Source organism: Bacillus sp. FSL R7-0166 (assembly GCF_038008935.1).
GTDB classification, from domain to species: domain Bacteria; phylum Bacillota; class Bacilli; order Bacillales; family Bacillaceae; genus Bacillus; species Bacillus altitudinis.
In genome coordinates, this window is the sequence record NZ_JBBPAC010000001.1 from 3,303,527 (window position 1) to 3,321,928 (window position 18,402).

Here is an 18,402-nt window from a genome sequence, read left to right on the forward strand (position 1 = left end):
ACTTACACCATGAACGAACGCATTTGGACAAAAGACTTTATCATGATTGTCCTGGTGAATTTATTTACATTCACCTCTTTTTATGCCCTTTTGACACTACTCCCCATATACACAATGGATGAATTAAATGGAACAGAATCACAGGGCGGCCTCCTTGTGACGGTCTTCTTATTATCAGCAATTGTGACAAGACCATTTTCAGGGGCCATTATTGAGAAATTCGGCAAGAAACGCATGGCGATTTTTTCTTCAACGGCTTTTGCCCTGCTCACTTATTTATACATTCCAATTGATCAATTCCAAACACTTCTCATGTTGCGTTTCGTGCAAGGAATCTTCTTCAGCATTTTGACAACCGTAGCAAGTGCTATTGCAGCTGATATGATTCCGAAACATAAACGAGGAGAGGGTCTTGGATACTTTGTGATGTCGATGAACCTCGCCGTGGTCATCGGTCCGTTTATCGCACTGAATCAAGTCGGAAAAGTAGGATTCCATTCTTTATTTCTGCTCTTTTCCATCATCGTCTCCATCGGCGCAGCTTTCACGATGCTGATTAGACAGCCAGAGCCTGAAAACGGCGGAAGTGTCATCTTTCGATTCACTTTTTCTCACCTGTTTGAAAAAGGTGCTTTAAAAACGGCAGCAGTTGGAATCATTATCTCCTTCTGTTACTCGCCGATCATTTCATTTATTTCAGTCTATGCCAATTCACTTCACCTGATGGGTGCAAGCAGTTATTTCTTCATCGTTTTTGCAGCTGCAATGCTTGGATCACGTCCATTTACAGGCAGACTGTTTGACCGAGTCGGGCCTCATATTGTGATCTATCCATCTATTGCTCTCTTTGCGATTGGTTTATGGATGCTGACCGCTACACAAACAGCCACCATGCTTCTTTTATCCGGCGCTGTCATCGGCCTTGGCTACGGCTCTTTGGTGCCATGTCTACAAACACTTGCGATACAGCACTCACCAGCACACCGTACAGGCTACGCCACAGCAACTTTCTTTACCTTGTATGATACGGGGATTGCCGCTGGATCCTTTGTCTTCGGACTGCTTGTCAGCTTCACAGATTTTTCAAATGTATATCTCATTGCTGGCGTTGTCGTGTTACTCAGCATGGGCGTTTTTTATTGGAGCGAACGAAAACCGCAAGAAGCAAAAGCACAAAAGGTTTCCCTATCAGAATAGGATACTGTTTTAAACTTCACTGAAAACATGCTAAAATATAGGATATTTCAAATGAACAGATAGGTCTTTTGAAAAATAGTTGGCGTTAAGCGAAAGTATAGGTGATGTTTTGAATTACGAATTGTTTAAAGTCATACACGGGATGGCTCATCATTCTGAGTTTTTAGATCAGGCCATGATTTTCATTACGAAAAAGGCCATTCTCGTATATGCCCTCGTCTTATTGATTTGCTGGTTTTTAGGTAATCACAAATTTAAGAAGCATGTCTTCTTTTCTGGTGTAACAGGCATCGTGGCACTCATCGTCAATTTTGCCATTACGCTGTTTTATTATGAAGAGCGGCCGTTTGTGGCGCACAAAGTCGACACACTCATCCCGCACTCAGCAGACGCTTCCTTCCCAAGTGACCACACAACAGGTGCACTGGCTCTTTCACTAGCCATTCGATCCCGTAATAAAAAACTAGGCAATATGTTGCTTGTTTTTGGATTACTGACAGGGTTCTCCCGCATCTGGGTCGGTCATCATTATCCATTTGATGTATTAGGCAGCTTGATCGTATCGATTGTGGTTGTCTTTATCATGAATAAATTATGGAAGTTCTTTGACTCTCCTATTGATCGTATCGTGACATTTTACGAGAACATTGTGGGCAAAATTTTCAGAAGGAAGCAAAAGGACCAAGGATCAGACCTGTCCAACTCTTAAGCGGCTTGCGATAAAGTATGGAAGACCTCTCTTCTACTTTATCCCAGCCGCTTTTTTCATTGTTTGTTTCCCTCTGACCATACTCGAAAAATAAAGGCTGACGCTAATGCCGACAAGAGAAATCATGATCAATGTCCAGCCTAATTGTTCAAAATGAGAACCTGCAATTTCCTCACCAAACAGCATGCCAAGCACGGCAGATGACAGAATGGAACCAAGGTACCTGCATGTTTGAAAAAGCCCAGAGGTCGTGCCAATCATTTGTTGAGGGCTCGCTTTTAACATCGCAGCTTGAAGCGCAACATTTCCAATCCCGTAACTGAGTCCAAGCAAAGCAAGAACCAGTCCTTTCCCCCAGAATGGCGCAGGAATAAAAAAGAAAGTCATGGCGGAAGCGCCGGCCAGCATCAGCACAGCACTTGCCAAAACAGGGTGCCGTTCATCGCCGCGATCTACCCACTTGCCAGTCAGCGGCGATACCATAATGCTCACGCCAGACATGCAAAGCATAAAGAGACCCGTCATCTCCACACGCCAGCCCAATTCATCTTGAAAATAACTTGGCAAGCCAAAAAAGAGACAATAGAAGAAAATATTCAAAATGATAAATTGCACATACACAAGCGAAAGCCGTTTCTCCTGCCTGAACATCCGAATTTGGATAAATGGTTCATCCACCTGATATTCCCACCATATAAAAGCACCCGCACTCACAAGACAGAGAATGCCCTGTACATACTGAATACCATCAGATAGTGATAATAAAAAAGACAGCAAAAGGACAATACAAACTGTAAATAGAAACATCCCTGGCAAATCAAGCTTTCGGACAGTGTCTCCGATACGCAATTTTTTCTTCTTCTCCTTAGGAAACAAGGACAGGCCTAGAAAAAAACTGATCAATATGAATGGTAAATTCACTAAAAAGATCGCCGGCCAGCTGCCGATCGTCATCAAAAACCCGCCAAGTGTCGGCCCGAGTGCTGTCATCGCTGAAGCAAAGATGGACAATACCGCTAAAGCAGAAGCTTGTCGTTCCTTCACATGATCCCGAATCAGTCCAACACCTGAAGGATAGATCGCACTACTTCCAATCGCCTGAAGAAGCCGGATCACAATCAGCACCGCAAAAGTCGGGGCAAACGGCGCACAAATGGCTGAGACTGCCACTAGAACTAGTCCAAATAAAAATAAAGTTCTCCGGCTCATCACATGATCTCCAATTCGTCCACTCACCGGCTGCGTGACCGCACTAGCCAAATAAAAGGTTGAAATGAGCCAAGATACCGTCGTAAATGACAAACCGAACTCATGCTGAATTTGATGCAAGGCTAAAGAAATCATCGAGGAATTCAGTGGATTTAACATCGTGCCAAAAGCAATCGCCGTTAAAAAGACTTTTCGGTTGTTTTTCCATTTGATCATACACCCGCCCCCTTCTTTTGACATACACGTTCTTTGTCTATCTCCTCGTTATTATGAGATTCATTTCCCTTTTTTACCCTTAGCAATTCAAGTTCTCTCTCCGAAAAGCAAGACATACATTCTAAAAAGGGCAAGTGTTGGAAAAGCGCATATAAAATTGAGAATATGAGGAACAAATGGTAAGATGCTACACATATTTAAAAGCCTACTTTCTCCTTATACGGAGAACGGCTGAAAAGGAGGAGAAGCTTATTATTAAAAAAAGACGGTTTTGGGTCCCAGCCCTTTTCTCGGTTGCAGTATTACTTCTGTCTTCGTGCGGTTCAAATGAAACAAATGGGAACGGAGATAAACGTAATTCTACAGCGAAAGGGTCGCCGATTTTGGAAGATGGGAAATTTATTTTTGCAGCATCAGGTGAATTCCACCCATTCAGTTACATGGATGGAAACCAGATGTCCGGCTTTGATATTGATGTCGGCAATGCGATTAGTGACAAGATGGGCCTAGAGCCTGTACAGAAAAAATATAAATTCGCAGGCATCGTCGAAGGCGTCAAAGCAGGTAAATTTGATGCGGCCGTTGCAAGTCATACCATCAACGAGGAACGAAAAAAACACGTCCTTTTTTCTCAACCGTATTACTACTCCGGTCCGCAAATCTTCACAAGACCCGGCGCAGACATTCACAGTGCAGATGACTTAAAAGACAAAGAAATCGCTGTCTCTAAAGGTTCGTCCTATGCGGATATTGCCAAAGAACATAGCGGGCAGGAACCAAAATATTACGACAGTGATGTTGTCGCTTTAGAAGCACTAGCCAACGGCAAACACGATGCGGTCGTCACTGATTTTGCCACAGGTGCAGAAGCCATGAAGAAAAAACTTAAAATTGAAGCACAAGAAAGACTCGGGCAAAGTGAGCAAGCAATCGCTGTCTCTAAAGACAATAAAGAGCTCATAAAAGAAATCAACGATGCGATTGACGCACTTAGAAAAGACGGAACATTAAGACAAATTAGCGAAAAGTATTTTGACGAAGATATTACCGTCAAACAGGATTAAAACCACGATTGTGCGCCTTTCTCTAGGCGCACTTTCTTCAAATGGAGATGATTGTTTTGCCTACCTTATCACACTTTTTTCAAACGCTGATTGATTCTAGAGGCGTTTTCTTAGAAGGAATGCTGCTCACCTTACAACTCACTGTCATCAGTATTTTCATCGGCATGTTCATCGGGCTTTTCTTTGCCTTACTAAAAATATCCCACGTAGCCGTTTTCGGTTATATCGCAAATGCCTATATCTTCCTTGTACGCGGGACACCACTCATTGTGCAGATTTTTATCCTGTATTTTGGGCTGACAGAATTAAATATACCCGACTTTTGGGCAGCCTCTATTGCGCTTGCCTTCCATAACGGTGCCTATATAGCAGAAATATTTAGAGGTGCGATTCAATCAATCGATCAAGGTCAAAAAGAAGCAGGACGTTCTCTTGGCATGGGGCGATTTCTAACCATGAGACGTATCATTCTCCCGCAAGCGATGCGGCGTGCCCTCCCCCCTCTCGGCAATCAGTTTATTATCGGCTTAAAAGATTCATCACTTGCCGCCTTCATCAGCGTCAATGAACTCTTTAACATCGCCACCACTCAAGGTTCCAACAGTTTTGACAACATGACGTACTTACTTGTCGTGGCTGTCTATTACTTAGTTCTTGTCCTGCTGTTAACATTCGCTGTGCAAACCGTTGAGAAGAAACTTTCAGTCAGTGATCATTAGGAGGAGAAGCATGACAGAATCAAAAGAGATCATTCGTGTTGAAAAACTGAATAAATACTTTGGAGAGCTGCATGTCTTAAAAGATATCGATCTCACTGTATATGAAAATGATGTCGTCGTCTTAATTGGTGCAAGCGGCTCTGGGAAAAGCACCTTGCTCCGTTGTATGAATTTTTTAGAAATAAAAAATGACGGTCAGATCATCATTGATGGCAGTCCCGTTCATCCAAAACGAGATCAATTAAATGAAATGAGGCAGAAAATAGGCATGGTGTTTCAGCATTTTAATCTCTTCCCGCACAAAACCGTGCTTGAAAACATCATCGAAGCACCGGTCATGGTGAAAAAAACAAAGAAAGCACAAGCGATAACTGAAGCCAATATCTTATTAGAGAAAGTCGGACTAGCGGATAAAGCAAAAGTGTACCCTTCAAAGCTATCAGGCGGTCAAAAACAGCGCGTTGCCATCGCACGAGCTCTCGCCATGAAGCCCGATGTCATGTTATTTGACGAGCCTACTTCTGCGCTGGACCCAGAGCTTGTAGGCGAAGTGCTGCAAACCATGAAAAGTCTTGCCAAAGAAGGCATGACAATGGTCATCGTCACTCATGAAATGGGCTTCGCAAAAGAAGTAGCTGACCGAGTTGTTTATATGCATGAAGGACGAATTGTCGAACAAGGTACCCCATCAGAATTATTTGATTCTCCTCAAGAGGAGCGAACCAAATTGTTTCTCAGTTCGATTTTATAGGTCAAACGCCCTTTATTTTTCGTCGTTCATACACGTTTATTCTCATTTTTTACGAACTTTTCATCCATTTATATTGATAATGACCAAAAAACCATGTTAGATAAACTTACATGAATATGTTATATATGACTTTTCTCTCTATAATGAAGAATTAAGAAATCTATTAATTCTGAATGATTCGGGGGAATGCAGCATGCAAATGGGTGATACAGTATTTATGTTCTTCTGCGCACTACTCGTGTGGTTAATGACACCGGGTTTAGCCTTATTCTACGGAGGACTTGTGAGAAGTAAAAACGTGTTAAGTACGACAATGCACAGCTTAACCTCACTAGCCATTGTCTCTATCGTCTGGATCGTGTTTGGCTATTCACTGGCCTTTGCGCCAGGCAATGCATGGATCGGAGGCTTTGACTGGGTTGGACTAAAAGGCGTTGGCTTTGAACCTGGTTCATATAGTGATACGATTCCACATTCATTGTTCATGATGTTCCAAATGACCTTTGCCGTCCTCACAACAGCCATTATCTCTGGTGCCTTCGCTGAACGTATTCGTTACTCAGCGGTGGTCGTGTTTACACTCCTTTGGGTCACATTTGTATACGCTCCAGTCGCACACTGGGTATGGGGTGGCGGCTGGATTGGCGAAATGGGAGCACTTGACTTCGCCGGTGGAAACGTCGTCCACATATCATCCGGTGTGGCTGGTCTAGTCGTAGCCATTGTTCTCGGGAAGCGAAAAGAAGCGGCAAGTTCTTCTCCGCATAACTTGATCTACACACTTCTTGGTGGAGCTGTGATTTGGTTTGGCTGGTTTGGGTTTAACGTAGGAAGTGCCCTCACATTAGATAGTGTCGCCATGTATGCCTTTATTAACACCAATACAGCAGCTGCTGCAGGAATCATCGGCTGGCTGTTAGTCGAATGGATGATCAACAAAAAACCAACGATGCTAGGTGCAATCTCTGGAGCCATTGCAGGCCTAGTAGCGATTACACCTGCCGCAGGCTTTGTCACACCATTCGCTTCGATTATCATCGGAATCATCGGCGGGATCGTTTGTTTCTGGGGCGTCTATTCACTCAAAGCCAAGTTTGGCTATGACGATGCACTGGATGCATTCGGTCTCCACGGAATCGGCGGTACTTGGGGAGGCATTGCTACAGGCCTTTTCGCCACTACATCTGTCAATGATGGCGGAGCCAACGGCTTATTTTACGGCGATCCAAGCTTACTTTGGAAACAAGTTGTCGCCATCGTGGCCACATACGTCTTTGTTGCAGTTGTCACATACGTGATCATCAAAGTCGTCAACATCTTCTTCAAGATTCGCGCAACTGAAGAAGAAGAATCAGTCGGTCTTGATTTAACGATGCACGGCGAAAAAGCATATCAAGATTAAAGAAAAAGGGGTGTCTCTATGAGCAAAATGTATAAAGTGGAGATTGTCACACGTCCAGCTAATTTTGAAACATTAAAGGTGGAGCTTGGAAAGATTGGTGTCACCTCGATTACCTTTTCCAATGTGCACGGCTGCGGTTTACAAAAGGGACATACGGAACTATACCGTGGCGTCAAAAAGGAAAGCAATGTGTACGAACGTTTAAAGATTGAAATCGTCTTAAGCAAAGTACCTGTTGAACAGGTCGTGGAAACAGCACAGAAAGTACTGCGTACAGGCGAACCAGGGGATGGGAAGATTTTTATATATGAGATAGAAAATACAATCAACATTCGGACAGGTGAAGAAGGACCTGCCGCCTTATAGCATCCCCTCCGCCATATGGCGGAGGTTTTTTTAAAGACAGAAAAAAACCTCTGTGCATTTATCTACACAGAGGATCTGACATGACATTAAGATTGTTTTGTTTCTTCTGACTGACTGCGGTCTTTAGAGGAATCAGAAGACTTTTCTTGATCAGAGGATTTCCCCTTCTCATCAGACTTATCTTCAGATTTTTCTTCAGCCGGCTCTTTTGCCTTATCGTCAGCAGCAGGTTCCTTCGTTTTTTCATCAGCCTTTGGCTGTGCAGGTTCTTTTGCTTCTTCCGTCACTTCTTGCGCTGCTTTTTCAATGGAAGAAACAGGCTTATCAATGAAGCTAAGCGGATTAAGCGCTAAACCTTCCATACGAATTTCAAAGTGAACATGGTTGCCGCTTTCAGCACCATATAGATTCTTACCAGAAGCACCGATGACATCATTCTGCTTTACTTCATCGCCTTCTTTTACACTCACTTGAGACAACGATTGATACACAGTAGACAATCCATCTTCATGTTCAATTTCAACAACGTGACCGAGAACTGGATCTTTTTTCGCCTGAACGACTGTTCCACTAAGAGCAGCTGTGACATCAAACACTTTGCCATCTTTATCTGCAAGATCAATACCTTTGCTTAAGGTATAGGTGTTATTATAGTTTACAAGTGCTGCTTCTTTTTCTTTTTGATCAGCATCTGCTTCATAGAACTTTTTCACGACAGAAACATTCTCAGAATTCTGGACCGGCATAGCGACATTTTCAATTGGCTTTCCAACTTCAACGGCATCATCACGCTGTTCTTGTCCTGTTTGATTTCCATCAGATAGTTGGTCTTTCACATCTTTCGATACAGCTTGATACCAAAGAACGGCTGTTAACACGACCGCTGCGCTGACCAAGTAAATAGCAGGGAATACCCAGCGCTTACGGAAAAATTGCTGAACTTTTGTGATTTTGGAAGTACGTTTCTTTTCTTCCTCTCTCATTTTTCATCACCTCAGCAACATTCTGAACACTTTTCAAAAAATATATACACACGAAATCATTTTTCTTTTTATTTTGCGCAATCGCATCAATAATATGTATGATGAATGAAAAAAGATGGGGGTACATATGGTGAAAACTTTCAACCGCATGGCAACAGAAGATGACCTCAAAGAGATCGTCGATATCTACAATTCAACGATTGCTTCAAGAGAAGTAACGGCCGATACAGAACCTGTTACAGTAGAAGACCGCCGTCAGTGGTTTTTGAATCATTCAGAGAAACGTCCTCTCTATGTGAAAACAGATGAGGAAGGAAATATCTACGGCTGGCTCAGTTTTGAAACGTTTTACGGCAGACCCGCATACAACGGTACTGTTGAAATGAGTATTTACTTGAACCAAAACTATCGAGGAAAAGGTTTAGGGTCACTGTTCTTACAAGAGGCGCTCGAATTGGCACCCTCATTAGGCATCCGAACGTTACTTGCCTTTATTTTCGGCCACAACGAAGCCAGCATCAAATTATTTAAGAAGCACGGATTTGAGACTTGGGGACATTTGCCACGCATCGCAGAAATGGACGGCAATCGGTACGACTTAGATATTTTAGGAAAAGAGTTATAAACGGAGCGTCTCTTGAAGAAAGAGACGCTTTAGATTGTTGACAAAGGGCTAAAATGAACTTGATTTTAGCCCTTTGTCTTCTTTTCATCGTGATAGAAAACCTTTGCAGTCTAGGAAGGACGAGTACTGGTGCGGAGCGAATTTCACATTCGTGAGCACCAGCACGCAGGACTGACAAAGAATGCGAGGGTTTGTCTACACGCTGGAGCGTCTCTTGAAGAAAGAGACGCTTTTTTATGAAGCATGCACCAACTGCTCAAATTGCTTCGCATTTTGAAGCGATTTTCTTTTCAGAATGATACCATGTTCATCAATCAGAAGCGCTTGCGGAACAACTGTTACTCCATACAACTCCATAATTTGTGATGAGCGCATATAAACAGCTTGCTCCGGCAGCAATTGAAGAAGCGAGGCATCATCGGCTTGTTCATCTCCATTAATAACAATCACATGAGCATCATCATGTGAAGTTTGAGGCTGCACATCAGACAAAATACTTTTACAAGTCATACAAGTAGAATTCACAAATAACAGCATCACAGCTCGCCCATTTTGCAAATACTCCTTCAAGATCACCTTTTCACCTACATGCGAATAACTGCGAAATAACGGAGCCGGGTCACCAATATCCGCTTCCTTCAATTCAATTCCATCAAGAGATTTTATTTTATTCATAAATCTCCCGATAAAACGGGCAAGCAAAAACACGACAGCCAGCTGGGCAATGACAATTAATAACACAATGATTAATAAAATATCTGTCATTTCATTTTATCTCCTTCTATAATTGATCCATCTGCAATCTGGAATGAGTCGATCCACTTTCGCTTCAATAGCACAATTTCTTGGCTGACCGCTATGATCAAACAGACAGCCGCTGCAATGAGAAAACAAATCATTTTCAACCGCAATGAAATCATTTCAACACTAGGATGTACATAAAATAACCCTGCCACAAGAGTAAGCATCAGCAGATTACGAATCACAATCCCCCAATGCAGGCGATCGTTTTCCAGTAATCCTCCACAACCGCACGAAATATCACGATGCCCCCTCATTAAATTGAACGTAACCGCTCCAGAGTAAATACATAACAGGGCTGTAAGGCCCACTGCAGGCAGGACAGACATGTTCCATATAAACAAATGAATCGTACAAACCAACTCAATCAACAAAAATACATAAAACATGGGTGCCGCGAAAGAAGGCGGCAGCAGCCGATAAGCATTGATCTGCTGGACATGTGCCTTCTGTTTCCTTGCTTTATCCAGCCATGCACCTGCAAAAATGATTCCTAGTAAATAGACTCCTATGAAATAAAAGACACTCACCTTACACCATCTCCTTTTGTTGAAATAGTTGAGATTGTGCCTCGTATAGCCTTCTGTATTCTCCGTGTAATGCCATCAGTTCATCATGGTTGCCCTCTTCAATGAAAGCACCATCTTTCATGACGATGATACGGTCTGCTAAGCGGGCCGCTCCCATACGATGTGTAATAAACAAAACACCTTGATCCTGCGTATGATCGAACAACTTTCGAATGAGTGAGATCTCCGACAATGGATCGAGAGCAGAGGTCGGTTCATCTAAAATAATAAAATCACTTTCTCTAAAGAAGGTTCTCGCCATCGCAAGCTTTTGCCATTGTCCGCCAGACAATTCATGTCCCTCTTCAAAAAAGCGACCTAGCTGCGCATCATATGTGTCTTCCATTTCATTAATTCTTTTCTCTATACCTGCTTGACGGGCGGCTGAAATCAACCGCTCTTCCTCTTCTATATCATCAATACGGCCAAACCCTATGTTTTCTCTCACAGTGAATTCGTACTTCATAAAATCTTGAAAAAGAACAGCCATTCTCGCATGATAGGTCTTTTTATGGATGGTGGAAATATCCTCTCCATTGACTTTGTGCATATTCTGTTGATCTGGATCGTATAAGCCGGTTAAACATTTGATTAAAGTGGTTTTACCGGACCCATTATCTCCTACTAATGCAATTCGTTCACCTTTATTCATATGAAAATGAATATGCTCAATCGCTGGTTTTTTCATATTCGGATAAGTAAAAGAGAGATTGTCTAATGTAATGGACTGGATATGCTCAATTCCCTGAAGCGACGCTGCCTCTTCCGTCTGTTCATGCATTTCCTCTTCTCTCTTTAGAAAAGCTCTCATTTCATCAACATATAGGCTCGTTTCATATAAACTAGAACATTCCCTCGTTAAATCTTGAAACCCACTTTGAATGTTTTGTACAGCTTGTAGCACTGCAACAAACGTACCCGCAGCTAATTTTTTTTGAAAAATAAGAAAGACAATCAATAAACCACAGCACACATAGGCCAATGTCATGAGCAACCCGCCTGCCATCTCCCAGCGCACTTGGCGTTTCAGCAAATTATATTTTTCATCTGCACTTTTAACGTAGTGACCTCTCCACTTTTGAAGAAGATAATTCCCTATTCCATATAAACGAACTTCCTTTAAAGAATCTCGCTGTGCGACGAGATCAGATACATAAATTTCTCTTCGATCATTAGCCGTTAACAAACGATTTAATCGATAACGTGCGCCTCCAAAAAAAAGTTCAATCCATAATACAGGCAAGGTAAACAAGAACAATATGACCGCTAAGCCCCAATGAATACCGATCATATAAATAAGAAGTGATACAACAGTAATCAACGCGCTCATCATTGTAAAAATACTTCTCACCATACTGAGAACATGCTGATGACTGTTCATCACACGTTGACTTTCATTATAAAAGGACGGGTGCTCAAACGTAATAAACGGCAGTCTTATCGCTTTTTGAAGCAATTCACCTTTCAAATGCAGACCAATCAGATTTGTTGCTTTCTGTTGACTAAGCTGAAGAATGAATTGAAGCCCATATCCTAAAATCACAATGACCATTTGCAGTCCAAATAACCACAAAACCTTTTGGATGTCACCTGAAGACGTCATAAATAAAATAATTTCATTAATCAAAGTTTGAATAATCCAGACACTAGCCAAAGGCATAAAACCAACGATCACTTGAATGAACAAAGTTAAAAGAAGATAAGAACGACTTTTTTTCCAAGTATAGGAGATTGCATATAAACAATGGTTCACTGTACTCATGAGATGCTCCACCTTACACCATTTAGTATAATTGACATATTTTTGATATTTGTAATATGATAGCTTTGCGTAACTTCACTTTGAGAGGACGATATACGATGAATTCAATTTTTCTTATACAGCTCGCTCTTATGATTTGCAGTCTTCTATTAACGGCTGGAATTATCATCTATTTAAAACAACAGATGCAGCTTATCATCTTACCTATAGAACACGTGGGGCAGAAACTTGCGCATCCACTTCTCGATCAGCCATCACCCATTCACATGAATGATCTGCTGCAAACAAATCGTACACAACAATTACTGATCTTCACTGACACAGCATGTCCGCACTGCATTCCATCACTCGAACAATTCCTAGAAACAAAAAAGCAGCGTAAACTAAACGTTTCATTGAGTATTTTGTTGAAAAACGGGCAAAAAAAGGACCAAGAATTATATCGTGATCACGAAACAAACTTGCGAATTATTCCGGTAGACGAACAATTGATAAACGCATTCCAAATTCAGGAGTTTCCGTTCTACATCATGGTAGAAGAGAATGATACCATCTCATATGCAGCACCTTTTCCAGACGGTCTTTATTCAAGACTAGCTGCAAACTAAAGATAAAAGATAAATGAGGCATGTGAAGAGCATCAAACACATGCCTCATTTTTTATTATTGTGAATTTGGCTGAACATCCTTCCCTTTTTCCTCTGCAGCGATTTCATTAGCTTCGCTTGAAGCGGATGTTTGTTCCTCAGCTTGTTCAAACTCACTGCGAGCTTCATTTGAAATGTCAACTTGATCACCGTGCTGATTCACAGTAACAGAAGAAGACCCCTCTTTTTGAACCTCTTTCTCTAGTTCCTTTAATTTAGAAACATGAAGCTCTAAATCTTTTCCTTGCTGAACTAAAGTCAGTTGTTGAAATAACGCCTTTCTCTCTTCTGGAGAATGGTCGCCTTGAACAATTTGCGCTGCTTGAGTCAAAAAAGAATTTGATGTATGGCCAGCTTGACGCTTATTTGACGTCTGCATAGCATTTGTTACTAATGAAATTGGAGTTATGCTCATGCGTTCACACCCTAATAAATAAGATACTTAAATTTAGCAGCCACATTTAACGCGTTCTTGGCTAGTACAAATCTCACCTGTGTCACGATCCACATAGTAACGGAAAGTTCCAACGCCTTGAAGGAAACAAGTTGGTGCTGATTGGCAAGAAGTGACCAATCTTTGCAAAATACATCTAGCAGCTGCAGGTTGAACATTGGTCATTTTGTTTAAAATTCGATCTAACATATGAATTCCACCTTCCAATTTTTATGGTAATACAATACAATAATAACCAATTGATAGACAACTAACAACATATTTTGATAAATTTTCTAATTACTTCAAACTAATTTTCTTATTTATGACAAAATTTATCGATTAGAATTGTAGTAATTGCTACTTTTTTCTTATTCAAAAATAATTTATTTATCCATAAAAAGTAAATGGAAGATAGAAAAAAGGTCAATTCACTCTTCCTAAAGTACTACTTGCTCAAGTATGATAGAGAGTGAATACATAAAGGAGTGAACACAATTGCAACAAACTGAGAAAATCATTCAATCTCTTCATTCAATAACAAAGTGGGGAAAGGTTGGGAGCATCTTTCTCTATATTTCAGGTGGTCTATCCATCCTCAGTGGGTTTTGGCTTGTTCTTCCTGCTGCCATTGGCGTTTTTCTGATTATGATGGGAATTCATGTCCAAAAATCCGTGAAAGCAGCTGAACAATTGATTCAAGCGCCTGATACTTCTTACGAAGAATTATTGGAACAATATGCTAAAATGATGAAAATGCAAACACTGTTTGCGATTTCAAGTATTGCCGCCGTTATTCTCTCATTCATCGCGATTGTTTTGATGTTTATACTAGGCGGACTAGCCTTTCTCCAAGAACTCCCTACCGATGTCCAACAGTACGAAGATTATTACGAAGAAGAACTTGGTGACTTTTATTAATAGAAAGGGGTATCAATGAAATACGATACCCCTTTTTTATTTGAGTTGGCATAGACTTGATACTAAACTTGACAATCAGCCTTTATCATTTTAAAATACAAATCGTAATCATTACGAAATAAAGGAGGATTATAGCAATTATGCGCGTGAAAATCACCTTAGCCTGTACAGAAACAGGTGACAGAAACTATATCACTACAAAAAATAAACGAACGAACCCAGACAGATTGGAGTTAAAAAAATATTCTCCACGATTAAAGAAATACACCCTTCATCGGGAAACAAAATAATTTTTGGGATTCAAATCGTAACAATTACTATTTAAGCGAGGCGGCATACAAAATGATTATGTTCAAAAGGACTAAACCAAATGGATAAGAGAATACCTGTCACAGTTCTAAGCGGCTTTTTAGGAGCTGGAAAAACCACGATATTAAATCATGTTCTACAGAATCGTAAAGGGCTAAAAGTAGCTGTTATTGTCAATGACATGAGCGAAATAAATATTGATGCAGAATTAGTTAAGCAAGGCGGAGAACTCTCTCGATCAGATGAGAAACTGGTTGAACTATCTAATGGTTGTATTTGTTGCACATTGAGAGAAGATTTATTAATTGAAGTAGAACGCCTTTGTAAGGCTGGGAATATCGATTATATTGTCATTGAATCTACAGGTATTAGTGAACCAATTCCTGTCGCTCAAACTTTCTCTTACATTGATGAAGAAATGGGCATAGATTTGACACGTTTTTGCAGATTAGACACGATGGTAACGGTGGTAGATGCAAACCGTTTCTGGACAGATTTCCAGTCAGGAGAAAGTTTATTGGATCGTAAAGAAGCAGTTTCAGATGATGATGAACGAGAGATTTCCGATTTACTTATTGATCAAATTGAATTTTGTGATGTGCTCATTATCAATAAATGTGATCTTGTATCAGCATCAGAACTAGATCGGCTTGAGCACGTGTTAACCAAACTTCAACCAGAAGCAGCCATTATTAGAACCTCTAAAGGTAACGTACAGCCTAGTGATATTTTGAATACTGGTTTATTCGATTTTGAAAAATCTAGTGCTTCTGCGGGCTGGATCAAAGAAATTAATGCTGGACACTCTCAGCATACGCCTGAAACAGAAGAATACCAAATCTCATCTTTTGTTTATGAAAGAAGGCTTCCTTTTCATACTGGCAGACTGAATGCATGGTTAGATCAAATGCCAGAGCAGATTGTTCGAGCGAAAGGATTTACATGGCTAGTGACACATCATGATTTAACCATTTTAATTTCACAAGCCGGAAAATCTGTTGCAATTGAACCAATCGCATACTGGATTGCTGCCTTGCCTGAGCAAGAACGATCACGGATCTTAAATCAGGAACCAGAAATTTTAGATGAGTGGGATGCAGAGTTTGGTGATCGACATACAAAACTTGTCTTTATCGGTGTAGATTTACCTAAAGCAGATATTATTCGTACACTAGATCAATGCTTACTCACACCTGAAGAATTTGATCAAGATTGGACAACGTTTGAAGACCCCTTTCAATGGAACATACACACTTAAACCAGGAGGGTTTTAAATGGCAAAGAAATCAAAAATAGCAAAAGAAAAAAAGCGGCAGCAGCTCGTTTTGAAATATGCACAATTAAGGAAAGAGCTAAAAGAAAAAGGTGACTATGAAGCTTTGCAGAAACTACCTAGAGACTCTTCACCCACTCGCTTAAAAAACCGCTGTGAATTAACTGGCCGTCCTAGAGGTTACTTGAGAAAATTTAAAATGTCTCGAATTGCTTTTCGTGAGCTTGCCTATAAAGGACAGATTCCAGGAGTGAAAAAATCGAGTTGGTAAAGATTGATTTGATCTTAGCATAGTTCCTGTAAATGTAAAGCAGGACAAAATGAATAAAAATCTTTTTTTCATCCTTACTCCGTCAATTTTGAGGTACAAAATAGCATTTTAAAAAAACAGCAGAATCTCTGCTGTTTTTTTATGGGGATGAGCTTATAGGAAAGATTGTCCTGATGTTAAAAGAAGATTTTCAACAGTGATTATAGCATTTTCTCTTCTTTTCAAAAATCGATGATCATGATACTTTGTTGTCATTACCCGCCGATATAGGACATCTCAACTTTTTTCTGATCTTTCTTTTGCTCTCTCTCAGCTGAATATTGATCCTGTCTGTTTGACCAAAGTTCCTTCAATATGTTCACTAGATATTCATCATTTTCTGAATTACGGATGAATCGTCTCAGATCAAAACCCGATGATGCAAAAAGACAGGTGAATAATTCGCCACGTGCAGATAGTCTAGCTCTATTACACGATCCACAAAAAGCATCTGAAACGGAAGAAATAATGCCAATCTCTCCTGACCCATCCTCATAAAAATAACGCTTGGCTACTTCACCTTGATATCGAGGGGGTTCTGGTTTGATAGGGTATTTTGAATGAATTAGCTCCATAATCTCTTTTTTCGTCAATACATGCTTGAGATTCCATTTGTTCGTATTGCCAACATCCATGAATTCAATAAATCGTAGAATGTGTCCTTCTTTTTTAAAATAGGCTGCCATTGGTAAGATATCTTGATCATTCACACCTTTTTGGACAACCATATTGATCTTAATAGCAAGTCCAGCTTTTTTTGCAGCCTCTATCCCATCAAATACTTTTTGGATAGAAATGTGTCTTCCATTCATCTGCTTAAAACGATCTGGATTTAAAGAATCTAAACTAATGGTGACTCTATTCAGACCTGCTTTCTTTAGCTTATCTGCGTACAAAGGTAACAGCGTTCCATTGGTTGTCATCGCGATGTCTTCAATACCTGGAATTTTTGCGAGTTTTTCTATCAAAACGGGCAAATCTTTACGCATTAAAGGTTCACCACCCGTAATACGTAATTTCACCACACCTAATTCCTTTGCAAAAAGCGCAGCAAGTCGTTCAATTTCCTCAAAGCTAAGCAGCTCTTCTTTATCTAAAAAAGGATAATCTGGTCCAAAGATTTCAGCAGGCATACAGTACGTACATCTAAAATTACAGCGATCTGTTACGGATATTCTTAAATCGCGCAATGGTCGATGTCTTTTATCCAAAATACTGACCATACTTAGCCTCCTATTCTGTAATACGCTGATGATGAGTATAGATATTAAAAGATTCTCCTCTTACGAATCCAACTGTTGTTATATTTAATTCTTCTGCCATTTTAAGTGCTAACTCAGTAGGAGCTGATTTTGATATGACGATTGATACCCCTAATTTTGCTGCCTTCAACAGAACTTCAGACGATATCCGGCCGCTAAATACAAGGATTTTATCTCTCAGTGGGATTTTATGAAGTAAACAATATCCATAGATTTTATCCAACGCATTATGCCGTCCTATATCCGTCCTAGTGATGAATAGCTTTTCTGTATCACACAGTCCAGCATTATGGACACCACCAGTATGTTGAAATAACTGACTTTCCTCCTGTAAACATTTCATTAAATGAATACAAGTTTCAGCAGAAATACTGATTCGGTCAATGGCTGTTTTTGCCGTCTTCACATCTTGGAGAAAATAAAAATGTCTTCCTTTCCCACAGCAAGATCCGATCACTCGTTTTGTAAAATCTGCGGATTGGAACTGAGTTGAGTGATGTAAGTCAACATATGCAAAACCCATACTTTCATCTATTGTAAACCTTTTAATCTCTTTTTCAAATCGAATGACTCCTTCTGAAGCTAAAAAACCGATCACCAATTCTTTCAAATGATCCGGTGAACAAACGAGTGTGACAAACTCTTCACTATTCACCAGCACGGTTAAAGGGAATTCTTCTACAACTTCATCTGTTTTACATGTCATTTGACCTCTGCGATATTGGTGTATGCGTCGTTTCGTTTTAACAGAAGGATTCATGATCTGATCTTCCTTTCAACACAAATTTAGTTATATGAACCAGACGAATTGTGATATTATTTTAAAAAGTCATAAAAATGTAACATATTTCTATCTTATCAAACTTTTTGTTTG

Annotated in this window: 22 protein-coding genes; 13 read left to right on the top strand and 9 right to left on the bottom strand. The window is 40.4% G+C overall.

Annotated elements, in window-relative coordinates:
- Positions 1 to 9: 9 nt before the first annotated feature.
- Both NST01_RS17150 and NST01_RS17155 read left to right on the top strand, forming a co-directional pair.
- The gene (locus NST01_RS17150; RefSeq protein WP_024718734.1) at positions 10 to 1,197 is read left to right on the top strand and encodes an MFS transporter; all 1,188 of its coding nucleotides are present in this window, start codon (positions 10 to 12) and stop codon (positions 1,195 to 1,197) included.
- Between the two features lie 109 nt (positions 1,198 to 1,306).
- Positions 1,307 to 1,906 (top strand): undecaprenyl-diphosphatase, encoded by a 600-nt coding sequence (locus NST01_RS17155; RefSeq protein WP_046526711.1) that lies wholly within the window; start codon positions 1,307 to 1,309, stop codon positions 1,904 to 1,906.
- Positions 1,907 to 1,939: 33 nt separating this feature from the next.
- Here the strand turns inward: NST01_RS17155 and NST01_RS17160 are convergent, their stop codons facing one another.
- Positions 1,940 to 3,331: an MFS transporter gene (locus NST01_RS17160; protein ID WP_035389771.1), complete on the bottom strand. Its 1,392-nt coding sequence runs from the start codon at positions 3,329 to 3,331 to the stop codon at positions 1,940 to 1,942.
- A 176-nt stretch (positions 3,332 to 3,507) separates the two neighbouring features.
- Between NST01_RS17160 and NST01_RS17165 the strand changes: the two genes are divergently transcribed.
- From NST01_RS17165 to NST01_RS17185, 5 genes are all read left to right on the top strand, one after another.
- The gene (locus tag NST01_RS17165) at positions 3,508 to 4,395 is read left to right on the top strand and encodes a transporter substrate-binding domain-containing protein (protein ID WP_251185843.1); all 888 of its coding nucleotides are present in this window, start codon (positions 3,508 to 3,510) and stop codon (positions 4,393 to 4,395) included.
- 41 nt (positions 4,396 to 4,436) lie between these two features.
- Positions 4,437 to 5,114 (top strand): amino acid ABC transporter permease, encoded by a 678-nt coding sequence (locus NST01_RS17170; RefSeq protein ID WP_081832172.1) that lies wholly within the window; start codon positions 4,437 to 4,439, stop codon positions 5,112 to 5,114.
- A gap of 10 nt (positions 5,115 to 5,124) precedes the next feature.
- Entirely contained in the window at positions 5,125 to 5,865 is a 741-nt protein-coding gene (locus NST01_RS17175) for an amino acid ABC transporter ATP-binding protein (RefSeq protein WP_035389775.1), read from the top strand.
- Between the two features lie 193 nt (positions 5,866 to 6,058).
- Positions 6,059 to 7,267 carry an ammonium transporter gene (locus NST01_RS17180; protein ID WP_008343343.1) on the top strand — a complete coding sequence of 403 codons (1,209 nt, stop codon included), beginning with the start codon at positions 6,059 to 6,061 and terminating at the stop codon, positions 7,265 to 7,267.
- Between the two features lie 18 nt (positions 7,268 to 7,285).
- Positions 7,286 to 7,633, top strand: a complete 348-nt coding sequence (locus NST01_RS17185) for a P-II family nitrogen regulator (protein WP_007497589.1) — start codon at positions 7,286 to 7,288, stop codon at positions 7,631 to 7,633.
- A gap of 86 nt (positions 7,634 to 7,719) precedes the next feature.
- Here NST01_RS17185 and NST01_RS17190 read toward each other — a convergent pair whose 3' ends face one another.
- On the bottom strand, positions 7,720 to 8,616 hold the full coding sequence (locus NST01_RS17190) for a peptidoglycan DD-metalloendopeptidase family protein (RefSeq protein ID WP_007497590.1): 897 nt from the start codon (positions 8,614 to 8,616) through the stop codon (positions 7,720 to 7,722).
- Positions 8,617 to 8,743: 127 nt separating this feature from the next.
- Between NST01_RS17190 and NST01_RS17195 the strand changes: the two genes are divergently transcribed.
- Positions 8,744 to 9,241, top strand: a complete 498-nt coding sequence (locus NST01_RS17195) for a GNAT family N-acetyltransferase (protein ID WP_008343345.1) — start codon at positions 8,744 to 8,746, stop codon at positions 9,239 to 9,241.
- A gap of 234 nt (positions 9,242 to 9,475) precedes the next feature.
- Here the strand turns inward: NST01_RS17195 and NST01_RS17200 are convergent, their stop codons facing one another.
- The 3 genes from NST01_RS17200 to NST01_RS17210 are packed head-to-tail and all read right to left on the bottom strand — an operon-like array spanning position 9,476 to position 12,373.
- Entirely contained in the window at positions 9,476 to 10,006 is a 531-nt protein-coding gene (locus tag NST01_RS17200; RefSeq protein WP_007497592.1) for a TlpA family protein disulfide reductase, read from the bottom strand.
- The gene (locus NST01_RS17205) at positions 10,003 to 10,572 is read right to left on the bottom strand and encodes a MauE/DoxX family redox-associated membrane protein (RefSeq protein ID WP_213407044.1); all 570 of its coding nucleotides are present in this window, start codon (positions 10,570 to 10,572) and stop codon (positions 10,003 to 10,005) included. The genes NST01_RS17200 and NST01_RS17205 overlap by 4 nt, the downstream gene beginning before the upstream one ends.
- A gap of 1 nt (position 10,573) precedes the next feature.
- Positions 10,574 to 12,373: an ABC transporter ATP-binding protein gene (locus NST01_RS17210; protein WP_048002961.1), complete on the bottom strand. Its 1,800-nt coding sequence runs from the start codon at positions 12,371 to 12,373 to the stop codon at positions 10,574 to 10,576.
- Positions 12,374 to 12,471: 98 nt separating this feature from the next.
- On the opposite strand from NST01_RS17210, the gene NST01_RS17215 reads away from it, so the two are divergent.
- Positions 12,472 to 12,981 carry a hypothetical protein gene (locus NST01_RS17215; protein WP_046526717.1) on the top strand — a complete coding sequence of 170 codons (510 nt, stop codon included), beginning with the start codon at positions 12,472 to 12,474 and terminating at the stop codon, positions 12,979 to 12,981.
- A 55-nt stretch (positions 12,982 to 13,036) separates the two neighbouring features.
- On the opposite strand, the gene NST01_RS17220 is transcribed toward NST01_RS17215, so the two are convergent.
- Both NST01_RS17220 and NST01_RS17225 read right to left on the bottom strand, forming a co-directional pair.
- The gene (locus tag NST01_RS17220) at positions 13,037 to 13,435 is read right to left on the bottom strand and encodes a hypothetical protein (RefSeq protein WP_007497596.1); all 399 of its coding nucleotides are present in this window, start codon (positions 13,433 to 13,435) and stop codon (positions 13,037 to 13,039) included.
- Between the two features lie 33 nt (positions 13,436 to 13,468).
- Positions 13,469 to 13,663: a hypothetical protein gene (locus NST01_RS17225; RefSeq protein WP_072367358.1), complete on the bottom strand. Its 195-nt coding sequence runs from the start codon at positions 13,661 to 13,663 to the stop codon at positions 13,469 to 13,471.
- 288 nt (positions 13,664 to 13,951) lie between these two features.
- Between NST01_RS17225 and NST01_RS17230 the strand changes: the two genes are divergently transcribed.
- The 4 genes from NST01_RS17230 to rpsN all read left to right on the top strand — a co-directional run bounded on the left by NST01_RS17230 (position 13,952) and on the right by rpsN (position 16,227).
- Positions 13,952 to 14,374, top strand: a complete 423-nt coding sequence (locus NST01_RS17230; RefSeq protein ID WP_007497598.1) for a DUF5362 family protein — start codon at positions 13,952 to 13,954, stop codon at positions 14,372 to 14,374.
- A 140-nt stretch (positions 14,375 to 14,514) separates the two neighbouring features.
- On the top strand, positions 14,515 to 14,664 hold the full coding sequence (rpmG, locus tag NST01_RS17235) for a 50S ribosomal protein L33 (RefSeq protein ID WP_003214771.1): 150 nt from the start codon (positions 14,515 to 14,517) through the stop codon (positions 14,662 to 14,664).
- A gap of 80 nt (positions 14,665 to 14,744) precedes the next feature.
- Entirely contained in the window at positions 14,745 to 15,941 is a 1,197-nt protein-coding gene (locus tag NST01_RS17240) for a GTP-binding protein (RefSeq protein ID WP_017360029.1), read from the top strand.
- A 16-nt stretch (positions 15,942 to 15,957) separates the two neighbouring features.
- The gene (gene rpsN / locus NST01_RS17245) at positions 15,958 to 16,227 is read left to right on the top strand and encodes a 30S ribosomal protein S14 (protein WP_008343369.1); all 270 of its coding nucleotides are present in this window, start codon (positions 15,958 to 15,960) and stop codon (positions 16,225 to 16,227) included.
- Positions 16,228 to 16,481: 254 nt separating this feature from the next.
- Here rpsN and moaA read toward each other — a convergent pair whose 3' ends face one another.
- A complete protein-coding gene (gene moaA, locus NST01_RS17250; protein WP_017360030.1) occupies positions 16,482 to 17,489 on the bottom strand; it encodes a GTP 3',8-cyclase MoaA in 1,008 nt (335 codons plus the stop codon).
- Positions 17,490 to 17,499: 10 nt separating this feature from the next.
- Positions 17,500 to 18,288 carry a formate dehydrogenase accessory sulfurtransferase FdhD gene (fdhD, locus tag NST01_RS17255; protein WP_019743253.1) on the bottom strand — a complete coding sequence of 263 codons (789 nt, stop codon included), beginning with the start codon at positions 18,286 to 18,288 and terminating at the stop codon, positions 17,500 to 17,502.
- Positions 18,289 to 18,402 lie beyond the last annotated feature (114 nt).